Annotated in this window: 18 protein-coding genes and 1 tRNA gene; 7 read left to right on the top strand and 12 right to left on the bottom strand. The window is 51.5% G+C overall.

From position 1 onward, the window contains the following. Positions 1 to 816: ABC transporter ATP-binding protein (locus B152_RS23035; RefSeq protein WP_020591921.1), on the top strand; the 816-nt coding region annotated here is incomplete at its 5' end. A gap of 121 nt (positions 817 to 937) precedes the next feature. Here the strand turns inward: B152_RS23035 and B152_RS0108185 are convergent. The 3 genes from B152_RS0108185 to B152_RS0108175 form a co-directional block, all read right to left on the bottom strand. Beyond that, positions 938 to 1,231 (bottom strand): hypothetical protein, encoded by a 294-nt coding sequence (locus B152_RS0108185; RefSeq protein ID WP_020591920.1) that lies wholly within the window; start codon positions 1,229 to 1,231, stop codon positions 938 to 940. Between the two features lie 187 nt (positions 1,232 to 1,418). Further along, the gene (fghA, locus tag B152_RS0108180; protein ID WP_020591919.1) at positions 1,419 to 2,285 is read right to left on the bottom strand and encodes an S-formylglutathione hydrolase; all 867 of its coding nucleotides are present in this window, start codon (positions 2,283 to 2,285) and stop codon (positions 1,419 to 1,421) included. A 107-nt stretch (positions 2,286 to 2,392) separates the two neighbouring features. Beyond that, entirely contained in the window at positions 2,393 to 3,502 is a 1,110-nt protein-coding gene (locus B152_RS0108175; protein ID WP_020591918.1) for an S-(hydroxymethyl)glutathione dehydrogenase/class III alcohol dehydrogenase, read from the bottom strand. Between the two features lie 213 nt (positions 3,503 to 3,715). On the opposite strand from B152_RS0108175, the gene B152_RS23030 reads away from it, so the two are divergent. After that, complete coding sequence (locus tag B152_RS23030; protein WP_020591917.1) at positions 3,716 to 4,549, top strand: alpha/beta hydrolase; 834 nt, start codon at positions 3,716 to 3,718, stop codon at positions 4,547 to 4,549. 9 nt (positions 4,550 to 4,558) lie between these two features. Here the strand turns inward: B152_RS23030 and B152_RS23025 are convergent, their stop codons facing one another. The 6 genes from B152_RS23025 to B152_RS23015 form a co-directional block, all read right to left on the bottom strand. After that, positions 4,559 to 5,014, bottom strand: coding sequence for an SRPBCC family protein (locus B152_RS23025; protein WP_020591916.1), 456 nt, complete (start codon positions 5,012 to 5,014; stop codon positions 4,559 to 4,561). Positions 5,015 to 5,094: 80 nt separating this feature from the next. Continuing rightward, positions 5,095 to 6,456, bottom strand: a complete 1,362-nt coding sequence (locus tag B152_RS0108160; protein WP_020591915.1) for a TRAP transporter large permease — start codon at positions 6,454 to 6,456, stop codon at positions 5,095 to 5,097. 3 nt (positions 6,457 to 6,459) lie between these two features. Further along, positions 6,460 to 7,035: a TRAP transporter small permease gene (locus B152_RS23020; RefSeq protein WP_020591914.1), complete on the bottom strand. Its 576-nt coding sequence runs from the start codon at positions 7,033 to 7,035 to the stop codon at positions 6,460 to 6,462. A gap of 94 nt (positions 7,036 to 7,129) precedes the next feature. After that, on the bottom strand, positions 7,130 to 8,113 hold the full coding sequence (locus tag B152_RS0108150; protein WP_026261383.1) for a TRAP transporter substrate-binding protein: 984 nt from the start codon (positions 8,111 to 8,113) through the stop codon (positions 7,130 to 7,132). A 233-nt stretch (positions 8,114 to 8,346) separates the two neighbouring features. After that, positions 8,347 to 9,729 carry a sigma-54-dependent transcriptional regulator gene (locus tag B152_RS0108145; protein ID WP_051082990.1) on the bottom strand — a complete coding sequence of 461 codons (1,383 nt, stop codon included), beginning with the start codon at positions 9,727 to 9,729 and terminating at the stop codon, positions 8,347 to 8,349. Next, positions 9,716 to 11,524: a sensor histidine kinase gene (locus B152_RS23015; protein WP_020591911.1), complete on the bottom strand. Its 1,809-nt coding sequence runs from the start codon at positions 11,522 to 11,524 to the stop codon at positions 9,716 to 9,718. The genes B152_RS0108145 and B152_RS23015 overlap by 14 nt, the downstream gene beginning before the upstream one ends. Positions 11,525 to 11,863: 339 nt before the next feature. Between B152_RS23015 and B152_RS0108135 the strand changes: the two genes are divergently transcribed. Continuing rightward, complete coding sequence (locus B152_RS0108135) at positions 11,864 to 13,321, top strand: sodium:proton antiporter (protein WP_020591910.1); 1,458 nt, start codon at positions 11,864 to 11,866, stop codon at positions 13,319 to 13,321. Between the two features lie 188 nt (positions 13,322 to 13,509). Here B152_RS0108135 and B152_RS0108125 read toward each other — a convergent pair whose 3' ends face one another. After that, positions 13,510 to 14,340 (bottom strand): universal stress protein, encoded by an 831-nt coding sequence (locus tag B152_RS0108125; protein WP_020591908.1) that lies wholly within the window; start codon positions 14,338 to 14,340, stop codon positions 13,510 to 13,512. A 189-nt stretch (positions 14,341 to 14,529) separates the two neighbouring features. Here B152_RS0108125 and B152_RS0108120 point away from each other — a divergent pair, with 189 nt between their 5' ends. Further along, positions 14,530 to 14,994 (top strand): DUF192 domain-containing protein, encoded by a 465-nt coding sequence (locus tag B152_RS0108120; protein WP_020591907.1) that lies wholly within the window; start codon positions 14,530 to 14,532, stop codon positions 14,992 to 14,994. 209 nt (positions 14,995 to 15,203) lie between these two features. Here B152_RS0108120 and B152_RS0108115 read toward each other — a convergent pair whose 3' ends face one another. After that, positions 15,204 to 15,506 (bottom strand): hypothetical protein, encoded by a 303-nt coding sequence (locus B152_RS0108115; protein ID WP_020591906.1) that lies wholly within the window; start codon positions 15,504 to 15,506, stop codon positions 15,204 to 15,206. A 439-nt stretch (positions 15,507 to 15,945) separates the two neighbouring features. On the opposite strand from B152_RS0108115, the gene B152_RS0108105 reads away from it, so the two are divergent. Further along, positions 15,946 to 17,523, top strand: coding sequence for a peptide chain release factor 3 (locus B152_RS0108105; protein WP_020591904.1), 1,578 nt, complete (start codon positions 15,946 to 15,948; stop codon positions 17,521 to 17,523). A 112-nt stretch (positions 17,524 to 17,635) separates the two neighbouring features. Here the strand turns inward: B152_RS0108105 and B152_RS0108100 are convergent, their stop codons facing one another. Next, positions 17,636 to 17,974 (bottom strand): DUF1491 family protein, encoded by a 339-nt coding sequence (locus B152_RS0108100; RefSeq protein ID WP_020591903.1) that lies wholly within the window; start codon positions 17,972 to 17,974, stop codon positions 17,636 to 17,638. Between the two features lie 176 nt (positions 17,975 to 18,150). Between B152_RS0108100 and B152_RS0108095 the strand changes: the two genes are divergently transcribed. Further along, positions 18,151 to 18,227: transfer RNA gene (locus tag B152_RS0108095), tRNA-Pro, on the top strand. 40 nt (positions 18,228 to 18,267) lie between these two features. Then, on the top strand, positions 18,268 to 18,573 hold the full coding sequence (locus B152_RS0108090; RefSeq protein WP_020591902.1) for an ETC complex I subunit: 306 nt from the start codon (positions 18,268 to 18,270) through the stop codon (positions 18,571 to 18,573). The last annotated feature ends 3 nt before the right edge of the window (positions 18,574 to 18,576 follow it).

Genomic DNA, 18,576 nt, shown 5'->3' with positions numbered 1-18,576 from the left:
CGCAATGTGACGGCGAGTTACGGCGGGATGATCAAGGTTCTGAAGAATGTAAATATCTCAGTTGGTCACGGCAAGACGGTTGCGGTTGTGGGGGAGTCCGGATCGGGCAAGTCGACGACGGCGCGGGCGATTACCGGGCTGTTACCGCCGCTTGAGGGGGAGATCCTCTACAAGGGGGAGGCTCTGCCGGCGAAGCTGAAGGACCGGAGCAAGGATCAACTGCGCAAGCTGCAGATGATTTACCAACTGCCGGATGTTGCGATGAACCCGCGCCAGACGATTGGCGAGATTATCGGTCGTCCACTGACGTTTTATTTCAACATGGGTCTTTCGGAGCGCAACGCGCGGGTGAAGGAACTGTTGCAGCTGATTGATCTGCCGGAGGACTATATCACACGCTTCCCGCAGGAGCTTTCCGGTGGTCAGAAGCAGCGTGTCTGTATTGCGCGGGCTTTGGCGGCGGAGCCGGAGCTTGTGATCTGTGACGAGGTGACCTCTGCGCTTGATCCGCTGGTTGCGGAGGAGATTCTTGCTTTGCTGGATCGTCTGCAGCGGGAGCTTGGTGTTGCCTATCTCTTTATCACGCATGATCTGGCGACGGTGGAGAACATTGCCGACGAGGTTGTGGTGATGCAGCTGGGGGAGGTTAAGGATTCGGGGGCGAAGGTGGATATGTTCAAGCCGCCACACCACCCCTACACCGATCTGCTGCTGTCCTCGAAGCCGGAGATGCGCACGGACTGGCTTGATGATCTGCTGGCGGCACGTGAACGTGGGGATGCCGTCTCGGGCAAGGACCTCGGCATCGAACACTAGGGGGGGGGCTGGGCCCCAACCAAAAGACCAGATCCTGCCCGAAAACGAGGGGACGGATCTAAAAACAAAAAGCCCCGCGATCCAGCCGGAAAGCGGGGCTTTTTTATGCGTGAGATCTACCTCAGGTAAGGGCGGTGGATGACAGAACTTTAAAAAGATCACCCAGAGCCTGTGCCTGTCCCAGAATATTTGAATGGGAATCAATGGCACAATACCAGTCTGCGACTTTACCAAAGGCGCAGAGCAGGTTGTTGTTGTCTGCCGTCAGGATTGCGACGACCTGTTCCCCTTCAACAGTGGAAAGGGGAAGGACTTCACCAAAGTTGGCTCCAATAGCGTTCTTTTGATAAAAATCCTGAATGAGATCAATATCCTGAGCAGAAAGACTGTCCCCTGATACCAGTAAATTAGACATACCTTGCCTCTTTCTTATCTATTACTACCTGTAACGATGGGCTGAGAATGGCACAGGAATAGTGACTAATTCCTTTACGGCTGCAGGAAAGACATAAGCCGGAAAACCAAAACCCCGCAAGAACAACCGAGAGGTTCTTGCGGGGTTTTCCTGTATAGGTCGAGTTGACTTTTAGGCGTGTTTTATTTCAGATGCTTAGGTTTTTTGCATGATGGCGCAGATGATCTTCGATAAAGCTCGCAATGAAATAATAGCTGTGATCGTAGCCTTCCTGCAGACGAAGATCGAGTGCCTGTCCCGATTCTTTGCAGGCCTGTTGAAGCAGCTCCGGCTTGAGCTGTTCCTTGAGAAAATTATCAGAACTGCCCTGATCGACCAGTAGCGTGGCCCGGGAGGGAGACTGGCGGACCAGTTCGGTCGTATCGTAAGCCTTCCAGCTGTTACGGTCTTCGCCGAGATAACCTGTCAGCGCCTTTTCGCCCCAGGGGCATTGCATCGGCGCGCAAATCGGGGCAAAGGCCGAGGCCGATTTGAACAGGTCGGGATTCTTGAGGTGGATCGTCAGGGCCCCATGTCCGCCCATGGAGTGCCCGGTGATGCCCTGGCGGGACAAGTCTGCCACTTCAAAATTGGCGGCGATCACCTCCTGGAGTTCCCGGGTGATGTAGCTGTACATGTTATAGGCTTTAGACCAGGGCTCTTGTGTTGCATCGAGATAAAATCCCGCGGCAGAGCCAAAATCATAGCTGTCATCCTCACCGGGAATATTCTGTCCACGCGGCGAGGTATCCGGCGCGATAAAGATCAGACCAAGTTCACTGGCAACACGTTGGGCACCGGCTTTCGCCGTGACGTTGTCTTCAGTACAGGTCAGGCCGGAAAGATAGGTCAGAACGGGAACTTTTTTTCCCTCAAGCGCAGCAGGTGGCAGGTAGATGGCAAAGCGCATGATGCCGTTACATACACGGGAACTGTGGCTATAAACCCGCTGCAGACCGCCGAACATACGGTTTTCGCTGATCAGTTCGAGCTTGGTGATATTGGTGTCATTCATAGGAGTGAAGCCGCGATCGTTTTAGGGAAATTTGTGGGTAAAACAGGAAAAGATGAAAGGCCACCCGGTTTCAGGAGAGCAGCCTTTCATTTTATCAGATTAACGCCCTAGTAGATCACAACGGAGCGAATTGATTCTCCACTGTGCATCAGATCAAAGGACTTGTTGATGTCTTCCAGTGGCATGGTGTGGGTGATCAGATCATCAATGTTGATCTTGCCGTCCATATACCAGTCAACGATCTGGGGAACATCGGTCCGTCCGCGGGCACCACCAAAGGCAGTTCCTTTCCAGGTCCGGCCGGTTACCAGCTGGAACGGACGGGTAGAGATTTCCTGACCAGCCCCGGCAACACCGACGATTACGGAAACACCCCAGCCCTTGTGGCAGCATTCCAGAGCCTGGCGCATGGTGGTGACATTACCGATACATTCAAAAGAATAGTCTGCGCCACCATTGGTCAGATCCAGAATGGCCTGGATGACATCGCCGTCAATTTCTTTGGGGTTGATGAAATCGGTCATGCCGAATTTTTCACCCAGGGCCTTGCGGTCATTGTTCAGATCAACACCGATGATTTTGTTGGCGCCAACCATCTTGGCGCCCTGGATCACGTTGAGGCCAATGCCGCCCAACCCAAAAACTACCACGTTCGAGCCGGGCTCGACCTTGGCGGTATTGATCACGGCACCGATGCCAGTGGTCACGCCGCAACCGATGTAACAAACCTTGTCGAAAGGGGCGTCTTCGCGGATTTTCGCCAGGGCAATTTCCGGCAGAACACTGTAGTTGGCAAAGGTGGAGCAGCCCATATAGTGGCGCAACATCTTGCCATCCATGGAAAAGCGGCTGGTGCCGTCAGGCATCAATCCCTGACCCTGGGTCGAGCGGATCGCCTGACAAAGATTGGTTTTAGGATTGAGGCAGTATTCGCACTCGCGACATTCCGGGGTGTAGAGCGGAATAACGTGATCGCCTTTTTTCAGGGAAGTCACGCCAGGTCCGACATCAACCACAACCCCGGCACCTTCATGCCCGAGAATGGTTGGAAACAGGCCTTCCGGATCCGCACCTGACATGGTGAAGTAATCTGTATGACAGACCCCGGTTGCTTTCATTTCAACGAGAACTTCACCGTGGCGAGGGCCCTCGAGCTGAACAGTTTCGACTGTCAGCGATTTTCCTGCGCCCCAGGCGACTGCAGCACGAACATCCATAATTATCACTCCCCGTTAACGATTTCGCGAGATATTGTTTCAACCTATTGCCAGAAGAGCAATGGTGAATAAATGATTCTTAAGTTATGCATGAGTTATGATGAGACTGTCTGTCTTATGCCGACAGGAATTTGTCACTCTGCTACAGATAAGTCGCTGTTGCGAATAACAGTTCCGGGGACTGAGGTGTTTGCAAAAATCAGGAGCAGATTAATGGGTTGGATTATGTCAGCTGTTACGGTCTATGTGGGGCTGATGGTGGTGATGTACCTGTTACAGCCTTTCCTGCTCTATCCGGGAGCCTCGCCCCGGGAAGAGCCGGAGTTTTATGGTGTTGAGGGAATGGAAAAAGTCTCTCTGACAATGGATGATGGCATTTCCCTGACCCACTGGTTCAAGGCACCAACACGCCCGGGCTATCCGGTTGTCCTCGCCTTTCATGGCAATGCTGGCCATACCGGAGACCGTCTGCCCAAACTTAAATATCTTCTCGAAATGGGTTTCGGGTTGCTGCAGGTTGAATATCGGGGCTATGCCGGGCACAAGGGACGGCCTTCAGAAACAGCCTTCAAGGCAGACGGACTGAAAGCCATGTCATGGCTGCTTGAGCAAGGTTATTCCGAACAGCAGATTATTACTTATGGTGAGTCATTGGGAACTGGCATGGCAATCTGGCTGGCAGCCCGATTTCAGGTGCAAGCCGTTATACTGGAAGCGCCCTATAGTTCGATTGCAGAAGTCGCTCAGGCGAAATACTGGTATCTTCCAGCCAAATGGCTGTTGCGGGACAAGTGGCGATCGGATCTGGCGATACGGGATGTTAGAGCCCCATTGTTTATCTTCCACGGCGAAAAGGACGAACTGATACCTGTGGAATTATCCCGTCGTCTTTTGTCTCTGGCCCCCGGGGAAAAGCAATCAGCTTTTTTTCAGGAAGGCTATCACATGGATCTCTATGATCATGGTGCCGAGAAAAATGTCAGGAATTTTCTGGAAAAATATGTCTTGGGGGAACTTGGCGACAGCTTGCCCGAGGCCGCCAAATAGTCTTCTTTTTCACAGTTTCCTGTTTTCACTGACGACTTGATCAAAGCGATGAAAAAAGTCATCTGCAAGTTTCTGCGCCGTTTTTGTCACCAGCTTTGAGGCCATTTCGGCGATGGTTCCCTGCATGTCACCTTCCGCCTGAAACACCAGAACAGTGGTTCTGGCATCCTGTTCTGTCAGCTGAACCCTCGCCCTGCCTTTGGCAAGGCCAGCAAGCTTTCCCTGACCTTCTGCTGCCATGACATAGGAATTGGGGGCATCAATTTCAGAGAGGCTGATCAGGCTTTGCAGGCGGGGTTTGATAAAGCCGAGATTAAAGGAGAAGACAGCAGTAAATTCCGTATCAGAATGCCGGATTGCCTCATCACAGCGTGGAATCGCCTGTTTGAGAATCTGGGGATCGTTCATGGCTTCCCAGACCAGTTGGCGGGGAGAATTGATAATATAGCGGCCCGTCATTTCCATGCGGTGATCTTTCCCTGATTGTTCCATGAAAAAGGGGAGCAACTTGCCCCCCTTTGATATCACATCTACCAGACACCGGTTTACAGCTGGGGGCCGTAAACCAGATCGGGCAAGAAAGTGGAGATGACGGGTACATAGGTAATGATGATCAGGAAGACCAGCAAAATCATCAACCAAGGCAGGGCCGCCCGCACAACCGAGAGAATGGGCATGCCCGTAATCCCTGCTGTGACAAAGAGGTTGAGCCCTACTGGCGGGGNAATCATGCCGATTTCCATATTGACCACCATGATGATGCCAAGGTGGATCGGATCAATCCCCAATTCCATAGCAATCGGGAACAGGATCGGGGCCATGATGAGGAGAATCGCGGAAGGTTCCATGAAATTCCCGGCAACAAGCAGCAGAATGTTGACGACAATCAGGAACATCCAGGGTTCAAAGCCTGCGCCAAGAATCGCATCCGTTATGGTTTGCGGGATGCGTTCGGTGGTCAGGACATGGGCAAAAAGCATGGCATTGGCGACAATGAACAGTAGCATAATGGTTACTTTTGCTGCGTCCAGAACGGTCTTGCGAACTTCTGCATCAATAAAGGATTTGGGCAGGGCAATGACAAAATCAGCAATGCTCAGGGTTGAAAGATCACGGTTCTTGAGTGGTCCCATATCCCGGTAGACAAAGACAGCGACGATAAAGGCATAAACGGATGCAACAGCAGCAGCCTCGGTCGGCGTAAAGATACCACCATAGATCCCGCCCATGATAATCACGATCAAAAGCAAGCCCCAGATTGCTTCCCAGAAAGCAGAAAACACTTCACTGGAAGACGCGCGGGGAAGCTGAGGCAGTTTTTTCACCCGGGCAGCAACATAGATCCCGATCATCAGCATGAGGCCGGCGATGAGACCTGGAATGACCCCGGCCATAAACATACGTCCGACCGAGACGTCTGTTGCGGCGGCGTAAACAACCATGACGATAGAGGGAGGAATAAGGATACCAAGTGTACCTGCGTTACAGATCACACCGGCGGCAAATTCCTTGGAGTATCCTGCTTTCTGCATTCCGGCGATAACAATGGAACCAATGGCTACGACTGTTGCCGGAGAAGAACCGGAAACGGCGGCAAAAAGCATACAGGCCAGAACAGAAGCCATAGCCATACCACCGCGGAGGTGCCCGACGCAGTCCATGGCAAAGCGGATCAGTCTTCTTGCGACGCCACCTGTCGAAAGAAAGGCGGAGGAAAGAATAAAGAAGGGAATGGCCAGCAGGGTGTAATGTTCCATCGTGGAGAAGAGTTTCAACGAGATGGAAGCAAGAGAATCATGAGAGAAAAACAGGATTGTTGTCAGACTGGCAAGCCCGAGTGAGAAAGCAATCGGGGTGCCGATCAACAGCAACAGGAAAAGCACGCTGAAGAGGGTGAGAATGGCCATAGGTTATCTCTCCCCTTTGCCAGAATGATTAGGGTTTGATGTATCTTTATCCTGTTCGAAATCATCCTTGAAATGATCGATTGCATCCTTGCTCTCGTCACCAAGAATACTCACACCTTCCTTACCGGACAGTAGGTCAAACAACACAGGGATCAACCGGATGATAATCATAGCCATGCCGATCAGGAGTACGCTCAGGAAGACCCATTCAGGAATGGGCATGTCATCGGTTTCAGTTCCGCGTTTGAATTTGATGGCAAAATAGACCCAGCTGCCATAGAGCATCAATCCGGCATAGGTCATGGAGGCCAGGACCGACAGGATGCCAAAAATTCTCTGGATCGGGGTGCTGAAAAGTTTTGCAAAGGCATCGACGCCAATGTGGATATTTTTCTTGATTCCGTAAGAAATGCCAAACAGGACAAGCCAAGCGAAGAGGTAGGTTGTCAGTTCCAGCGCCCAGAGTGCCCCGCTGTTAAATACATAACGGGCAACAACCTGCGAAAAGGTGACCAGCACCATTGTCGCCAGGAGAAGGGCGATGAAGCTTTCCTCGATGTGCGATAGGAATTTGCGCATGGGATTACTGCTTCCGAGTTATAAAAAGGGGGCTCAACTGGACCCAGTGAGCCCCCTAGGAGTTAACCTACGAGATTATGAAACCTCATCAGAATTACTGATTGGATGCCAGAGCTGCATCAATCAGATCCTGGCCGATGTCATCCGTGAACTGCTTCCAAACGGGAGACAGTCTTGCCCGCCAGGCTGCTTTTTGTTCAGCTGTCAGGGTCCGAACCACACCACCAGCAGCAATGATTTTCTCTTTGCTTTCTTCGTTAACCGCAGTGGAAGTTGCGTTGGCTTCCTGTGTGACTTCTCCGAGGATACGCTCGAGATCTGCGCGGATATCTTCTGGCAGGTTGTCCCAGAAGTCAGTGGAGGTTACGAGAAGGTAATCAAGAACACCGTGGTTACTTTCTGTGGTGCCGTCCTGAACTTCATAGAATTTTTTGGTATAGATGTTGGACCAGGTATTTTCCTGACCATCCACCACGCCCTGCTGCAAAGCACCGTAAACTTCGCTGAAAGCCATTTTCTGCGGATTGGCTTCCAATTCCTGGAAAATTGCTACCAGAACATCAGAAGTCTGCACACGGAATTTCAGACCAGCGGCATCTTCGGGATTAACCAACGGCTTGTTCGCAGAAATCTGCTTCATGCCGTTGTGCCAATACCCGAGACCGCGAAGGCCCTGTTCTTCCATTGCACCAAGCAACTCAATGCCTTTTTCGCCATTCTGGAAACGATCAACCGCGGCAATATCGTCAAAAAGGAAGGGAAGATCATAGATGCGGTATTTTTTTGTGTATTTTTCGAACTTGGACAGGGAAGGAGCTGCCAGCTGCAGATCACCCAATTCAAGGGCATCAAGGGCCTTGTCATCATCGTAAAGTGTCGAGTTTGGGTAGACTTCTACCAGAACCTTGCCAGCGAGTTCGCTGTTCACGCGATCAGCAAACTGTTTCGCTGCTTCCCCTTTGGGGTGACCGACTTCCTGTACAACGTGACTGAATTTAATGATAATTGGCTCTGCTTGTGCTGCAAATGCCATTACAGCAACACTTGCTGCCGCCATCAGTGCGGATAGTTTACGCATATTGTTCCTCCCACAGGACTTGTTTTTTTAGGTACGTTTTCTTACATGGTACTTTATTAAGGGCAGGTGAGGCTGATGCCTTTTCCTGCTATAGTAACAGCAAAGGCCGTGCCATTTTAGCATTTTTCTATCTCTCTGATTTAGAAGGGAGATTCCCGTGGTCTGTCACAGGCTCAGCAATTAATTGCCGAGGATAGATCTTGGGGTCGGCGGTTAATCGCCGATAGTCCGGGTTATTGTGTGTCCGTCCGCTTCAAATTCAATTTTGCCATTTTCTCATTTAGAGTTCGCCTTGGCAGGGATAGTTCCTGCATGACTGCCGTAACATTGCCTTTGTGTCGGTTCAGCGAGGCAAGTATGACATTTCGCTCGAAGAGTTTGACCTGTTCGCTTAAGGGCAGCGCGGTTTTGGCCTGTATTTCTTCCTGATTGTTCAGGATGATCGAAAGTCTTTCAGCAGTTGGTCTGGTGGAAAGAGCGTATCTTTCAGCTGCATTGCGGAGTTCACGGACATTACCAGGCCAGTTGTGTGCCATCAGACTGGCTATTCCTTCCGGACCGGGCATTTCTATCTCGCGTCCAAAGGTCTCTGATGCCCTTTTGGCGAGAAGTCGAAACAGAATGGGAAGGTCGTCTTTACGTGCGCGAAGAGGAGGGATTGCCATAACAAAAGTGGCAATGCGATAGTAAAGATCTTCGCGCAGTCTGCCACTGGCGATGGCTTCTTCTGCAGGCTCCTGCAGGGCAGCAATCAGTCGAAACTGCACGGATCTGGGGGTGTTGCCACCAAGAGGGACGACCTTGCGCTCTTCGAGGGCCCGTAACAGTTTTGCCTGCAGATCCATGGACATGGACGAGAGCTCATCCAGAAATAGTGTGCCACCATTGGCAGCTTCAAGTTTTCCTGCTCTTCTCGTTTGGGCCCCGGTAAAAGCGCCCTTCTCATGACCAAAAAACTCGCTTTCGGCCATTTGCTCTGGAATGGCGGCACAGTTTACAGCGACAAAATTTCCGGAAGGGGTTGGCCCAAATTCATGCAGACAGCTTGCAACAACTTCTTTACCGCTTCCGGTTTCCCCCTGAATGAGAACCGAGGCGTTGGTGGGGGCAATGTCCATAATATCGCGTTTCAAGGCGCGCATAATGGGATTGGCACCGACCAGACGCGCATCAAGTCCTTCAGCGGCGGCAAGATCGCGCTTCAGACTGCGGTTATCCTGGACCAGGGCTCTTTTTTCAAGGGCCCGGCGAACAATGTCGAGCAAGTGTTCCGGTTCAAAAGGTTTTTCTATGAAATCATAAGCACCATTTCTCATAGCTTCGACCGCCATGGAGACATCACCATGACCGGTTACCAGCACTACTGGAATATCGGGATCGATGTTTTTGATTTCTTTTAATAAAGAAAGGCCGTCCATACCGGGCATTTTTACATCGGAAATGACGATCCCGTTAAAATGCCAGTCCAGCTTTTCCAAAGCAGAGCGGGCATCCTGAAAATCCTCGACAAATTCATGTCCTGCCAGCTCCAGCCACTGTTTGGTTGAAACGCGAATTGCCCGTTCGTCATCTATCAGAAAGACTGGTCCGTCGGTTTCAATTTCATTGTTTTTCATTTGATCGATGTCCATTGGAGAGGTCACAGAGAGGAAAAGACAGAATAAACTCTGCCCCGCCGGATGGGTGATTCCGGGCGAGGATTTCACCACCCAGATCTGTTACAATGCCATAGCTTATGGAAAGGCCAAGGCCAATCCCGTCGCCATTGGTTTTTGTGGTGAAAAAAGGGTCGTAAAGCTGTTCAATGATTTCCGGGTTCATTCCTGTGCCACTATCCATGACCTGGATCATCACTGTTTCCTGGTTCAGATCAAGGACTACCGATATTTCCTTTTGATCTTTTCCTGACATGGCATCTGTTGCATTACGAAAGAGATTGACGAATACCTGTTCCAGGCGGATTTCGTCACCTGTGATATAGGTTTTTTCCGGGGGCAGGTGCGTTATTATCCTGACCTGTTCGCGGGAAAAAAGTGGTTGCATCAAACCGATCGCCCGGGAGAGGACATACTGTATTTCAACAGGAGCCAGTTTGGTCGGCGCTTTACGGGCAAAGGTTTTCAATTGCCCGGTAATTGCGCCCATTCTTTCGGTCAGAAAGGTGATCTGTTGCAGGGAATTATCCAGTTCTTGAGTTCTGCCCCGCTTGAGCAACAGATTTGCACTGGCGACAAAGGTCCGGATTGCGGCAATTGGTTGATTGATTTCATGAGCAATGGCTGCAGACATCTGGCCGAGCGCGGCAAGTTTTCCGGCTTGAACCAGTCCATCCTGGGCAGCCCGGAGCTGCTGTTCGGATCTGCGTCGTTCTGTAATCTCCTGTTCAAGCTGGATATTAATCTCTTTAATTTTTTCGGCTTCCAACGCTCTTCTGCTTGAGATGATTTTCAAGCGCCTTTCGCGAAGAAACAGGGCACCAACCAGAAAACTGGTCATAAGAACAAGCCCTATGACAAATGTAGTCTGCTGGCGTTCTCGTACCAGAGCGACAGGATAAAGATAATGTAATACCCAATCCGGGAAGCCGATATCCAGTGTTGAAACCAGAAAGTCGCGCTTGTCGATTTGAGTGATGGCACTGCCGGCAACACTGTGTTCTCTGGTTTTGAGCTGGCCGAGTTTGGCTTTGCCATATTGCCGGACAGATCGGATCTGCGTCATGCTTTCCTGTGAGATCGGCTGGAGAGATTTATAGAGCCACTCGGCTTTGCTGGAGAGAAAAATTACCGAGTTGTTATCAGTAATAAATACGGTTTCTCCGCCCTCGCGCCATTGTTGCTGCAAAAATTCCAGATTGACCTTGATCACGACCACACCAATGATACCGGACCTTTCACGTACAGGGTGCGACATATAAAAACCAGGAATGCCCGAGACCGTACCAAGGGCAAAAAAACGTCCCTCTTTTCCAGCCATCGCATCCTTGAAATAGGGCCGGAACGCATAGTTATGGCCGACAAAGCTAACGTCTTCTTTCCAGTTTGACGACGCGAGAGTGGTGCCGAACCTGTCCATCACATAGACAACATCCGATTCAGCTTTCAGATTGGTTGCATCAAGCGAGATGTTTATAGCCGAGACCAGTCCTTGATCGTTCTGTGATGATGAGAGCAGTAATTGAATGTCTTCATCTCTGGAAAGGACAAAAGGAAGGTACCGATATTTGTCCAGAGCGCCTATAACTGTCCCGTGGTAGAGGCTGAGGCGTTCTCTGGTTGTTTCTCTTAGCTCCTGCAGGGTAAAGACACCAACCCAGTAACTGGCAAGCCAGATGATACCGGCCCCGAGAAGAATGGAGAAGAACCAGCTGAGCCACGGGCCACGGATCATGGAGGAGTGTATCGTGATCATTATAGGGGCAGGGCCATTATTACCAGATCGTATATCATTGGTGAAACTGAACTATGCATGACAGGAGGATCTCTGGAAAGATCTTGCTGGAGATCTGTGGATTATGACTTTGGTAATCTTGCGGGTATCATAGCTCTTCTGAGTGTTTTTCCAAATTTTTGAGGTTCTTTGGGGGCTGTTCTACCTTGAGGTTGTTCGGGGAAGCCTGGGCTCTGCTTCTGCTCAGCCACCTCTTGTCTTTCGGAAACATAGCGGCTAAAGAAAAGGACAGAATTTAGAATGGAAACCATCGCAGCACATCGCGTGTTGCTTTGGTCGAACGGTTAGAAGGAAGAATTGATGGCTCTGTCTACCAGTATAAAACGCATGATCATGCTCGGCCTTTCGGTTCTTTCTGTTTTACTGTTGCCTGCTGTTGCCCATGCTGCTGAGGCCGGAGCTCCCCATCTCGAGGGGCAGGATATGGGGTTGATATGGGTTTTGCCTTTTGCCGGTATGTTGCTCTCCATTGCCATCTTTCCCCTCGTTGCGCCAAATTTCTGGCACTATAATTTTGGCAAGATCTCTGCTTTTTGGGCTTTGCTATTTTTGCTGCCTTTTACCTATTTCTACGGCTTCAGCCTGGCGCTCTATGAAACACTGCATGTCAGCCTGCTCGAATATTTTCCATTTATTATATTGCTTTTCAGCCTTTTCACTGTTGCCGGGGGCGTGCGCGTTCGCGGACGCCTGACCGGGACACCACTGCTGAACACCTGTATCCTTTTGATCGGTACGCTGATCGCCAGCTGGATGGGAACCACGGGGGCAGCCATGTTGCTGATCCGGCCCATGATCAAGGCGTTGCAGGGACGTAAACACAAAACGCATACCATTGTGTTTTTCATCTTTCTGGTGGCCAACATCGGCGGATCTCTGACCCCTCTGGGTGATCCTCCCCTGTTCCTCGGGTTTCTGAAAGGGGTAGATTTCTTCTGGCCAACCACGCATATGCTGCTGCCGATGATTGTGCTCTCGGTTATTCTGCTGGCGGTCTATTTTGTTCTCGACAGCTACCTTTATAACAAGGAAGGGGCTGCTGTAACCATTGTGCCTGACGAGGAAGAAGAAGAGGATGTTGCCTTTGCTCTGGATGGCAAGATCAACCTCCTGCTCCTGCTGGGTGTGATTGGTGCTGTGCTTCTGTCCGGTTTCTGGAAACCGGGGGTTTCCTTCGAGATCTATCATGTTCATGTCGAGCTGCAGAACCTGCTCCGTGATGGACTGCTGCTTCTGATTGCCTATCTGTCTCTCTATCTGACCAATGACCAGAGCAGACAAGCCAACGGATTTAACTGGTTCCCGATCCTGGAGGTCGGCAAGCTTTTTATCGGTATTTTCATCACGATCATTCCGGCGATTGCCATTTTGAAAGCGGGTTCCGAAGGTGCTCTTGGCGCGATTGTTGAATCGGTAACAACCAGTGATGGCGAGCCGATCAACTTTATGTATTTCTGGGCAACCGGTATCCTCTCGAGCTTCCTCGATAATGCACCGACCTATCTGGTTTTCTTTAATACCACGGGCATGGATGTGGAGACCCTGATGGGGCCAGCCTCCAATACACTGCTGGCAATTTCAGCTGGAGCGGTCTTTATGGGAGCAAACACCTATGTCGGGAATGCGCCGAACTTTATGGTCCGCTCGATTGCAGAGGAAAGCGGCATCGCGATGCCGAGCTTCTTTGGCTATATGCTCTGGTCCGGTGCTATTCTGGTGCCCTGCTTTGTGCTGCTGACCTTTATCTTCTTCCTGTAAGCCGGAGTTCCGGCTACACCTTTTGTCCCTTTGTGGGGCAAAACAACATGCCCGGGGCTGGTTATCAGCCCCGGGCATGTTGTTATTGCAAGGTGTTTTCCCCGGAACTGGTCCGGTTCAGGCTTTACAGCCAAGGCTGTCTCCCTCTTCGTCGCGGACGGTTTGCTGTTCGGCGAGGGGAGACAGGGTTAGTGGGACATGACAACGGGGATGGTGGCGTGATTGACCAGATATTTGGTCACACCACCGAGGAACATCTCGCGCAGGCGGCTGTGTCCATAGGCCCCGCAGACGATCAGGTCACAGTTGTGGGTTTCTGCCGCATCGTGGATGGTCTGGCCGATAGAGCTTTCGGTCTCGGCGATCTTCACCGTCTTGGCCTGAATGTTGTGACGCTCCAGGTAGTTGTCAATTTCACCAAGTGAGAGTGCATCCTGGGTGTTGGGGCGGATCGAAAGCAGGAAAACCTCATCGGCTTTGCGCAGGACCGAGAGATTGTCTCGCACGGCACGGATGGCTTCACGGGTGCTTTTCCAGGCAACCAGAACCCGCTTTCCGATCTGCTTGTTTGCGTCAAAACCTTTGGGGATCATCAGACAGGGCAGGCCGCTGAGCAGGGTGATTTCCTCGACCAGACGGGTTCTGAAACGGTCTTCGAAATGTTCGTGGCTCGGCTGGCTGAGGATAATGACATCCGCCGCATGGGCGTGATCTGCCAGAAGGCTGATGTGGTCACCACCTTCGACAATCCAACTGTAGGAAATGTTGTTGCGCTCACAGGTGTCGCGGAACTCTTTCTCGAGCTTGGCTGCTTTTTTCTCGGCAGAGTTGGTGGCATCAAGTAGAAACTGCACCGAGGCTCCACGGCCATAAATTTCGGCAGGCATACCGACCGGGGTGGTGATGAACAATGCAGAAACATGGGCATCGTGTTGTTTGGCAAGACGGGTCGCAACATCCAGACGGGTCTGATGTTCTTCGTCATTGGCGAGATGAACAAGGATGCTCTTGTGGGTCATCGGGGGCTCCGGTGGCAACAGATTGATATTCTGCGGTAATCTTAACATAACAGCCTGCGGGGAACACAAGATCTTTCTGAGCCATGACTGATCTTTTACCCAAGTGATCCGGGAACCGCTTCTGGTCTTGCGGCCGATACGGTCAGGCAGTAGCGTGGTTGCACTTTTGTCGCTGAGAGAAAACTTCCGATGTTCAAACGATCTGTTCTGATGCTGTTCCTGTCTGTTGTTCTCGGATTGCTCCTGAATTTTTCAGCACAGGCCCAGCAGAGCTTTGAGAAAGATCGCTTAACAATTTTTTCTGCTGACGGATCTGCACATCGCTTCGAGATAGAGCTGGCTATAAGTCCGGGACAGCGCGCGCGCGGCCTGATGTACCGCAGGGAAATGGCATCGGATGCGGGCATGCTCTTTATCTATGAAGAGCCACAGAATATCATGATGTGGATGAAGAATACCTATATCTCTCTGGATATGCTTTTTCTGGATGGCACGGGGCGCATCGTGCATATCGAGGAGAAGACGACGCCGCTCTCGACCCGGACACTGTCATCCGGAGGACAGGTATCAGCTGTTCTGGAACTCAATGCCGGAACGGTTTCCCGACTGGAAATCCGAAAAGGGGATATCGCACACCACCGCTTCCTGAAGTGATCTCTTGGTCTGGCAAGCCAGATGCCATCACTTGCTTGAAGAGAAAAAGTGCAGCTATCCCTTCTTGAAACAAGCAGCTCATTCTTTGTGATCGTCGTTGCCATCTGATCTGGCCTATGCAAAATCCGGGATACATACAAACGCTGCAACAGAACAGCCCGCCCGGGGCTGCGGTGTTCGGGGGTGGCCTTTTTCAAGGCCTGTATGCTTCAGACTTTGGGTTCCAACACAGCTTTCTCTACCTGTCTCCAGCCTTCACCCGCGGCGACCAGGCAACTGATGCCGTGTGGTGTGGTGACGATAATGGTCCAGGTGCCACCATCCTTTGCGGTCAGAACTTCGATCAGACCGCCTTTGTTGGTAACGCCAATAGCTTCCGTTTTTTCGCTGTACCGGCTCGAAAGCATTTCTAGAATGCTTGCCCGTTTGTCACATTGGCTCTGGGCTTGGGCCGGTGCTGTTGCTACGAAACCCGTAAAAGCGATCACGGCAAGGGTGATATACTTCAACATTTGGGCCTCCTTTATCCAGGGTGCAAAACCTCGCGAGCACCACTCTATGTATTTATGTTGCGCCTGGTGTCTTAAATTTCAATTAAATAGAAAACGGCCTGTTTTTGGGGAATATTCAGAGTGTTTTTATCAAGTGCTTAATAACAATCGATAATTCAAGTAAAAGCTCAAGATATCGCCAGAATTTTCTTCACATAATAGTGATATTTTTACAACGGATGTGGCAGAATAGTTTCATAAAACCCCATTTTTCTTGTGCTTTTCTGCTTCAGACGGGACCGCAAAAGGGATCAAAAACCATTTTGCCGGGGACTTTGGTGATTAATCTTGACGCAAAGGCGAATAAATCAGATTGTCACCGCAGTTTTCCCGGCAGGTTTTCTTGTGAAAACGGCGGGATTTCATATCATTTTTGTATAGAAATCGTTGAAACCAGATCATGTCTTCAGAAATCTCCAAGCAAGCCAACGCCCGGCGCACTTTTGCGATCATTTCCCATCCTGATGCAGGGAAGACGACGCTGACAGAAAAACTGCTGCTTTTGGGCGGTGCGATCCGCATGGCTGGGCAGGTCAAGGCCAAGGGTGAAAATCGTCGGGCGCATTCTGACTGGATGAAGATCGAACAGGCGCGCGGTATTTCCGTGACCACCTCGGTCATGACCTTTGAATACGAAGGCGTGACCTTTAATCTGTTGGATACCCCCGGACACGAAGATTTCAGTGAAGATACCTATCGTACCCTGACCGCGGTTGATTCCGCGATTATGGTAATCGATGCGGCCAAGGGGATCGAGGCCCAGACCCGCAAACTTTTTGAAGTCTGCCGTCTGCGCGATATTCCGATCATTACCTTTGTCAACAAGATGGACCGTGAAGGCCGTGACGTCTTTGAAGTCCTCGACGAGGTGGCCGAGGCCCTGGCGCTTGATACCGTGCCGATGATGTGGCCCGTTGGTGGCGGTGGTACCTTCAAGGGCTGTTACGATCTGGTGCGTGAAGAAATGATTCCCTTTACCGGGGAAGAAGGTTTTGGCACGCCAGTTCCAGCTGAACTGCTCGGTGATGAGCTGCCAAAGCTGCTTCCGGCGGATCAGTATGAGACCCTGCTCGAAGAAGCTGATCTGGCTATGGATGCCTGTCCTTCTTTTGATCTGGAAAGTTACCGCGAGGGTCACCTGACCCCGGTATATTTCGGCTCGGCCCTGAAAAGCTTTGGGGTTAAACAGTTGCTGGATGCCGTGCTGAAGTTTGCCCCGGCCCCGAAAAGCCAGCCTTCAGACCTGCGTCCGGTCAAACCTGCTGAAGAAGCCGTGACCGGCTTTGTTTTCAAGGTCCAGGCCAACATGGACCCGAAACACCGTGACCGTATTGCCTTTATGCGCATCTGCTCGGGCAAGTTCAAACGCGGCATGCGCCTGAACCAGATCAGCACCGGCAAGTCCATGAGCATCCATAACCCGATTATGTTCTTTGCCCAGAACCGGGAACTGGCTGAAGAAGCCTGGCCGGGTGATATCATCGGTATTCCCAACCATGGCACCCTGCGTGTCGGGGATACCATGACCGAAGGCGAACAGATCCGCTTTACCGGTATTCCCAGCTTTGCACCGGAAATCCTGCAGCGCGTGCGTCTGGATGACCCCCTCAAAGCAAAGCATCTGTCCAAGGCGCTAGACAGTTTGGCAGAAGAGGGCGTGACCCAGGTCTTCCGCCCGGTGATCGGCTCCAGCTATATTGTCGGGGTTGTTGGTCGCCTGCAGCTGGATGTGCTCCTGACCCGCATCGAACATGAATACGGCATCAACGTCGGCTTTGAAGCCGCGCCTTTTGTCACCGCCCGCTGGGTCTCTTCCGAAGATGCCGTGGCGATGAAACACTTTCTTGATCGCAACAAGGGCGCACTGGCCGAAGACCGTGACGGTTGCCCGGTCTACATGGCGCGAAACCTTTGGGATATGGGACGGATTCAGGAAGACAACCCGAAACTGCGCTTTACTGCCACCCGGGAACGCTAAGGTGCCGTCGGCACCTGCAATTTAATTGTTCCGAACTGGCATGGATAGAAAAAGACCTCCGGGTACATTCCCTGGGGCCTTTTTTGCTGTGTAATTTACCATGAACAGCAGCTTACAGCAGCGTCCCACCAAAGGGGTTCTCCCCCTTGCGGTCTTCCAGCTCGACCACCCAAAGATCCGGATCGCGTTTCAGCGCGCGGGCAACATATTCATCGGCGTCCGGCTCGCTCATCAACGCGCCCTTGTTGGCGGCCATCCAGGCCAGATTACCGTCCAGATCCCGGGTCTGGCTGAGGATCTGACAGCCGGGGCCCAGCAGGTTGATTTTCAACAGCAGGCTGCCGCGATCCCGGTCACCCTTGTGCAGGATCATTGCCGGAATGCCGCGCTGGTTGGATTGGCGAACCTGCGCCATTATCCACAGATCCGCTGAAAGATCAGCATTATCCATATTTTCTGCTCCGCTCGGTATCAGGACGGGGTGAGGAGGGAATGACAAATCACCATTCCTTTTAAGGGTTTGTCTCACGGGTTCGGACAATGTGTTTTTTAGGCAAAAATTACAACTCTTTTCAAAAAAGACTGTTGCCTTGTGCTATTCTCTGTCCTATACGAAGACCGTGGACACGGGGAGTAGCGCAGCCTGGTAGCGCATCTGGTTTGGGACCAGAGGGTCGGAGGTTCGAATCCTCTCTCCCCGACCACCAAAATTCTAAAGCTGATTTCTTGAGGATCGACTTAAACATGCAGGTTCGTATCTATCAGCCGTCAAAGAACGCTATGCAGTCCGGCCGGGCAAATACCAAGCAGTGGCTTGTTGAATTTGAACCGGAATCCGCCCGGGAGATTGATCCCCTGATGGGCTGGACCTCCAGTCGCGATACCCAGGGCCAGCTGCGCATGTGGTTCGAGACCAAGGAAGAGGCGATCGCCTATGCCCAGCGTCAGGGCGTGATGTACACGGTCGAAGAACCCAGAGAGCGCAAAACAGTCCCCAAGGGTTATGGTGATAATTTCAGCACCACCCGTCTGGGCCGCTGGACACACTAAGCC

Origin of the sequence: Kiloniella laminariae DSM 19542 (assembly GCF_000374005.1) — a bacterium.
GTDB lineage: Bacteria > Pseudomonadota > Alphaproteobacteria > Kiloniellales > Kiloniellaceae > Kiloniella > Kiloniella laminariae.
This window is presented reverse-complemented; position numbering and strand designations above follow the sequence as displayed.

What these genes read in the sequence shown, in the direction of transcription:
- B152_RS0108185 (WP_020591920.1), bottom strand. Translation starts at nt 1,231, where the DNA reads ATGTCTAATTTACTGGTATCAGGGGACAGTCTTTCTGCTCAGGATATT.
- fghA (WP_020591919.1), bottom strand. Translation starts at nt 2,285, where the DNA reads ATGAATGACACCAATATCACCAAGCTCGAACTGATCAGCGAAAACCGT.
- B152_RS0108175 (WP_020591918.1), bottom strand. Translation starts at nt 3,502, where the DNA reads ATGGATGTTCGTGCTGCAGTCGCCTGGGGCGCAGGAAAATCGCTGACA.
- B152_RS23030 (WP_020591917.1), top strand. Translation starts at nt 3,716, where the DNA reads ATGGGTTGGATTATGTCAGCTGTTACGGTCTATGTGGGGCTGATGGTG.
- B152_RS23025 (WP_020591916.1), bottom strand. Translation starts at nt 5,014, where the DNA reads ATGGAAATGACGGGCCGCTATATTATCAATTCTCCCCGCCAACTGGTC.
- B152_RS23020 (WP_020591914.1), bottom strand. Translation starts at nt 7,035, where the DNA reads ATGCGCAAATTCCTATCGCACATCGAGGAAAGCTTCATCGCCCTTCTC.
- B152_RS0108150 (WP_026261383.1), bottom strand. Translation starts at nt 8,113, where the DNA reads ATGCGTAAACTATCCGCACTGATGGCGGCAGCAAGTGTTGCTGTAATG.
- B152_RS0108145 (WP_051082990.1), bottom strand. Translation starts at nt 9,729, where the DNA reads ATGAAAAACAATGAAATTGAAACCGACGGACCAGTCTTTCTGATAGAT.
- B152_RS23015 (WP_020591911.1), bottom strand. Translation starts at nt 11,524, where the DNA reads ATGATCACGATACACTCCTCCATGATCCGTGGCCCGTGGCTCAGCTGG.
- B152_RS0108135 (WP_020591910.1), top strand. Translation starts at nt 11,864, where the DNA reads ATGGCTCTGTCTACCAGTATAAAACGCATGATCATGCTCGGCCTTTCG.
- B152_RS0108125 (WP_020591908.1), bottom strand. Translation starts at nt 14,340, where the DNA reads ATGACCCACAAGAGCATCCTTGTTCATCTCGCCAATGACGAAGAACAT.
- B152_RS0108120 (WP_020591907.1), top strand. Translation starts at nt 14,530, where the DNA reads ATGTTCAAACGATCTGTTCTGATGCTGTTCCTGTCTGTTGTTCTCGGA.
- B152_RS0108115 (WP_020591906.1), bottom strand. Translation starts at nt 15,506, where the DNA reads ATGTTGAAGTATATCACCCTTGCCGTGATCGCTTTTACGGGTTTCGTA.
- B152_RS0108105 (WP_020591904.1), top strand. Translation starts at nt 15,946, where the DNA reads ATGTCTTCAGAAATCTCCAAGCAAGCCAACGCCCGGCGCACTTTTGCG.
- B152_RS0108100 (WP_020591903.1), bottom strand. Translation starts at nt 17,974, where the DNA reads ATGGATAATGCTGATCTTTCAGCGGATCTGTGGATAATGGCGCAGGTT.
- B152_RS0108090 (WP_020591902.1), top strand. Translation starts at nt 18,268, where the DNA reads ATGCAGGTTCGTATCTATCAGCCGTCAAAGAACGCTATGCAGTCCGGC.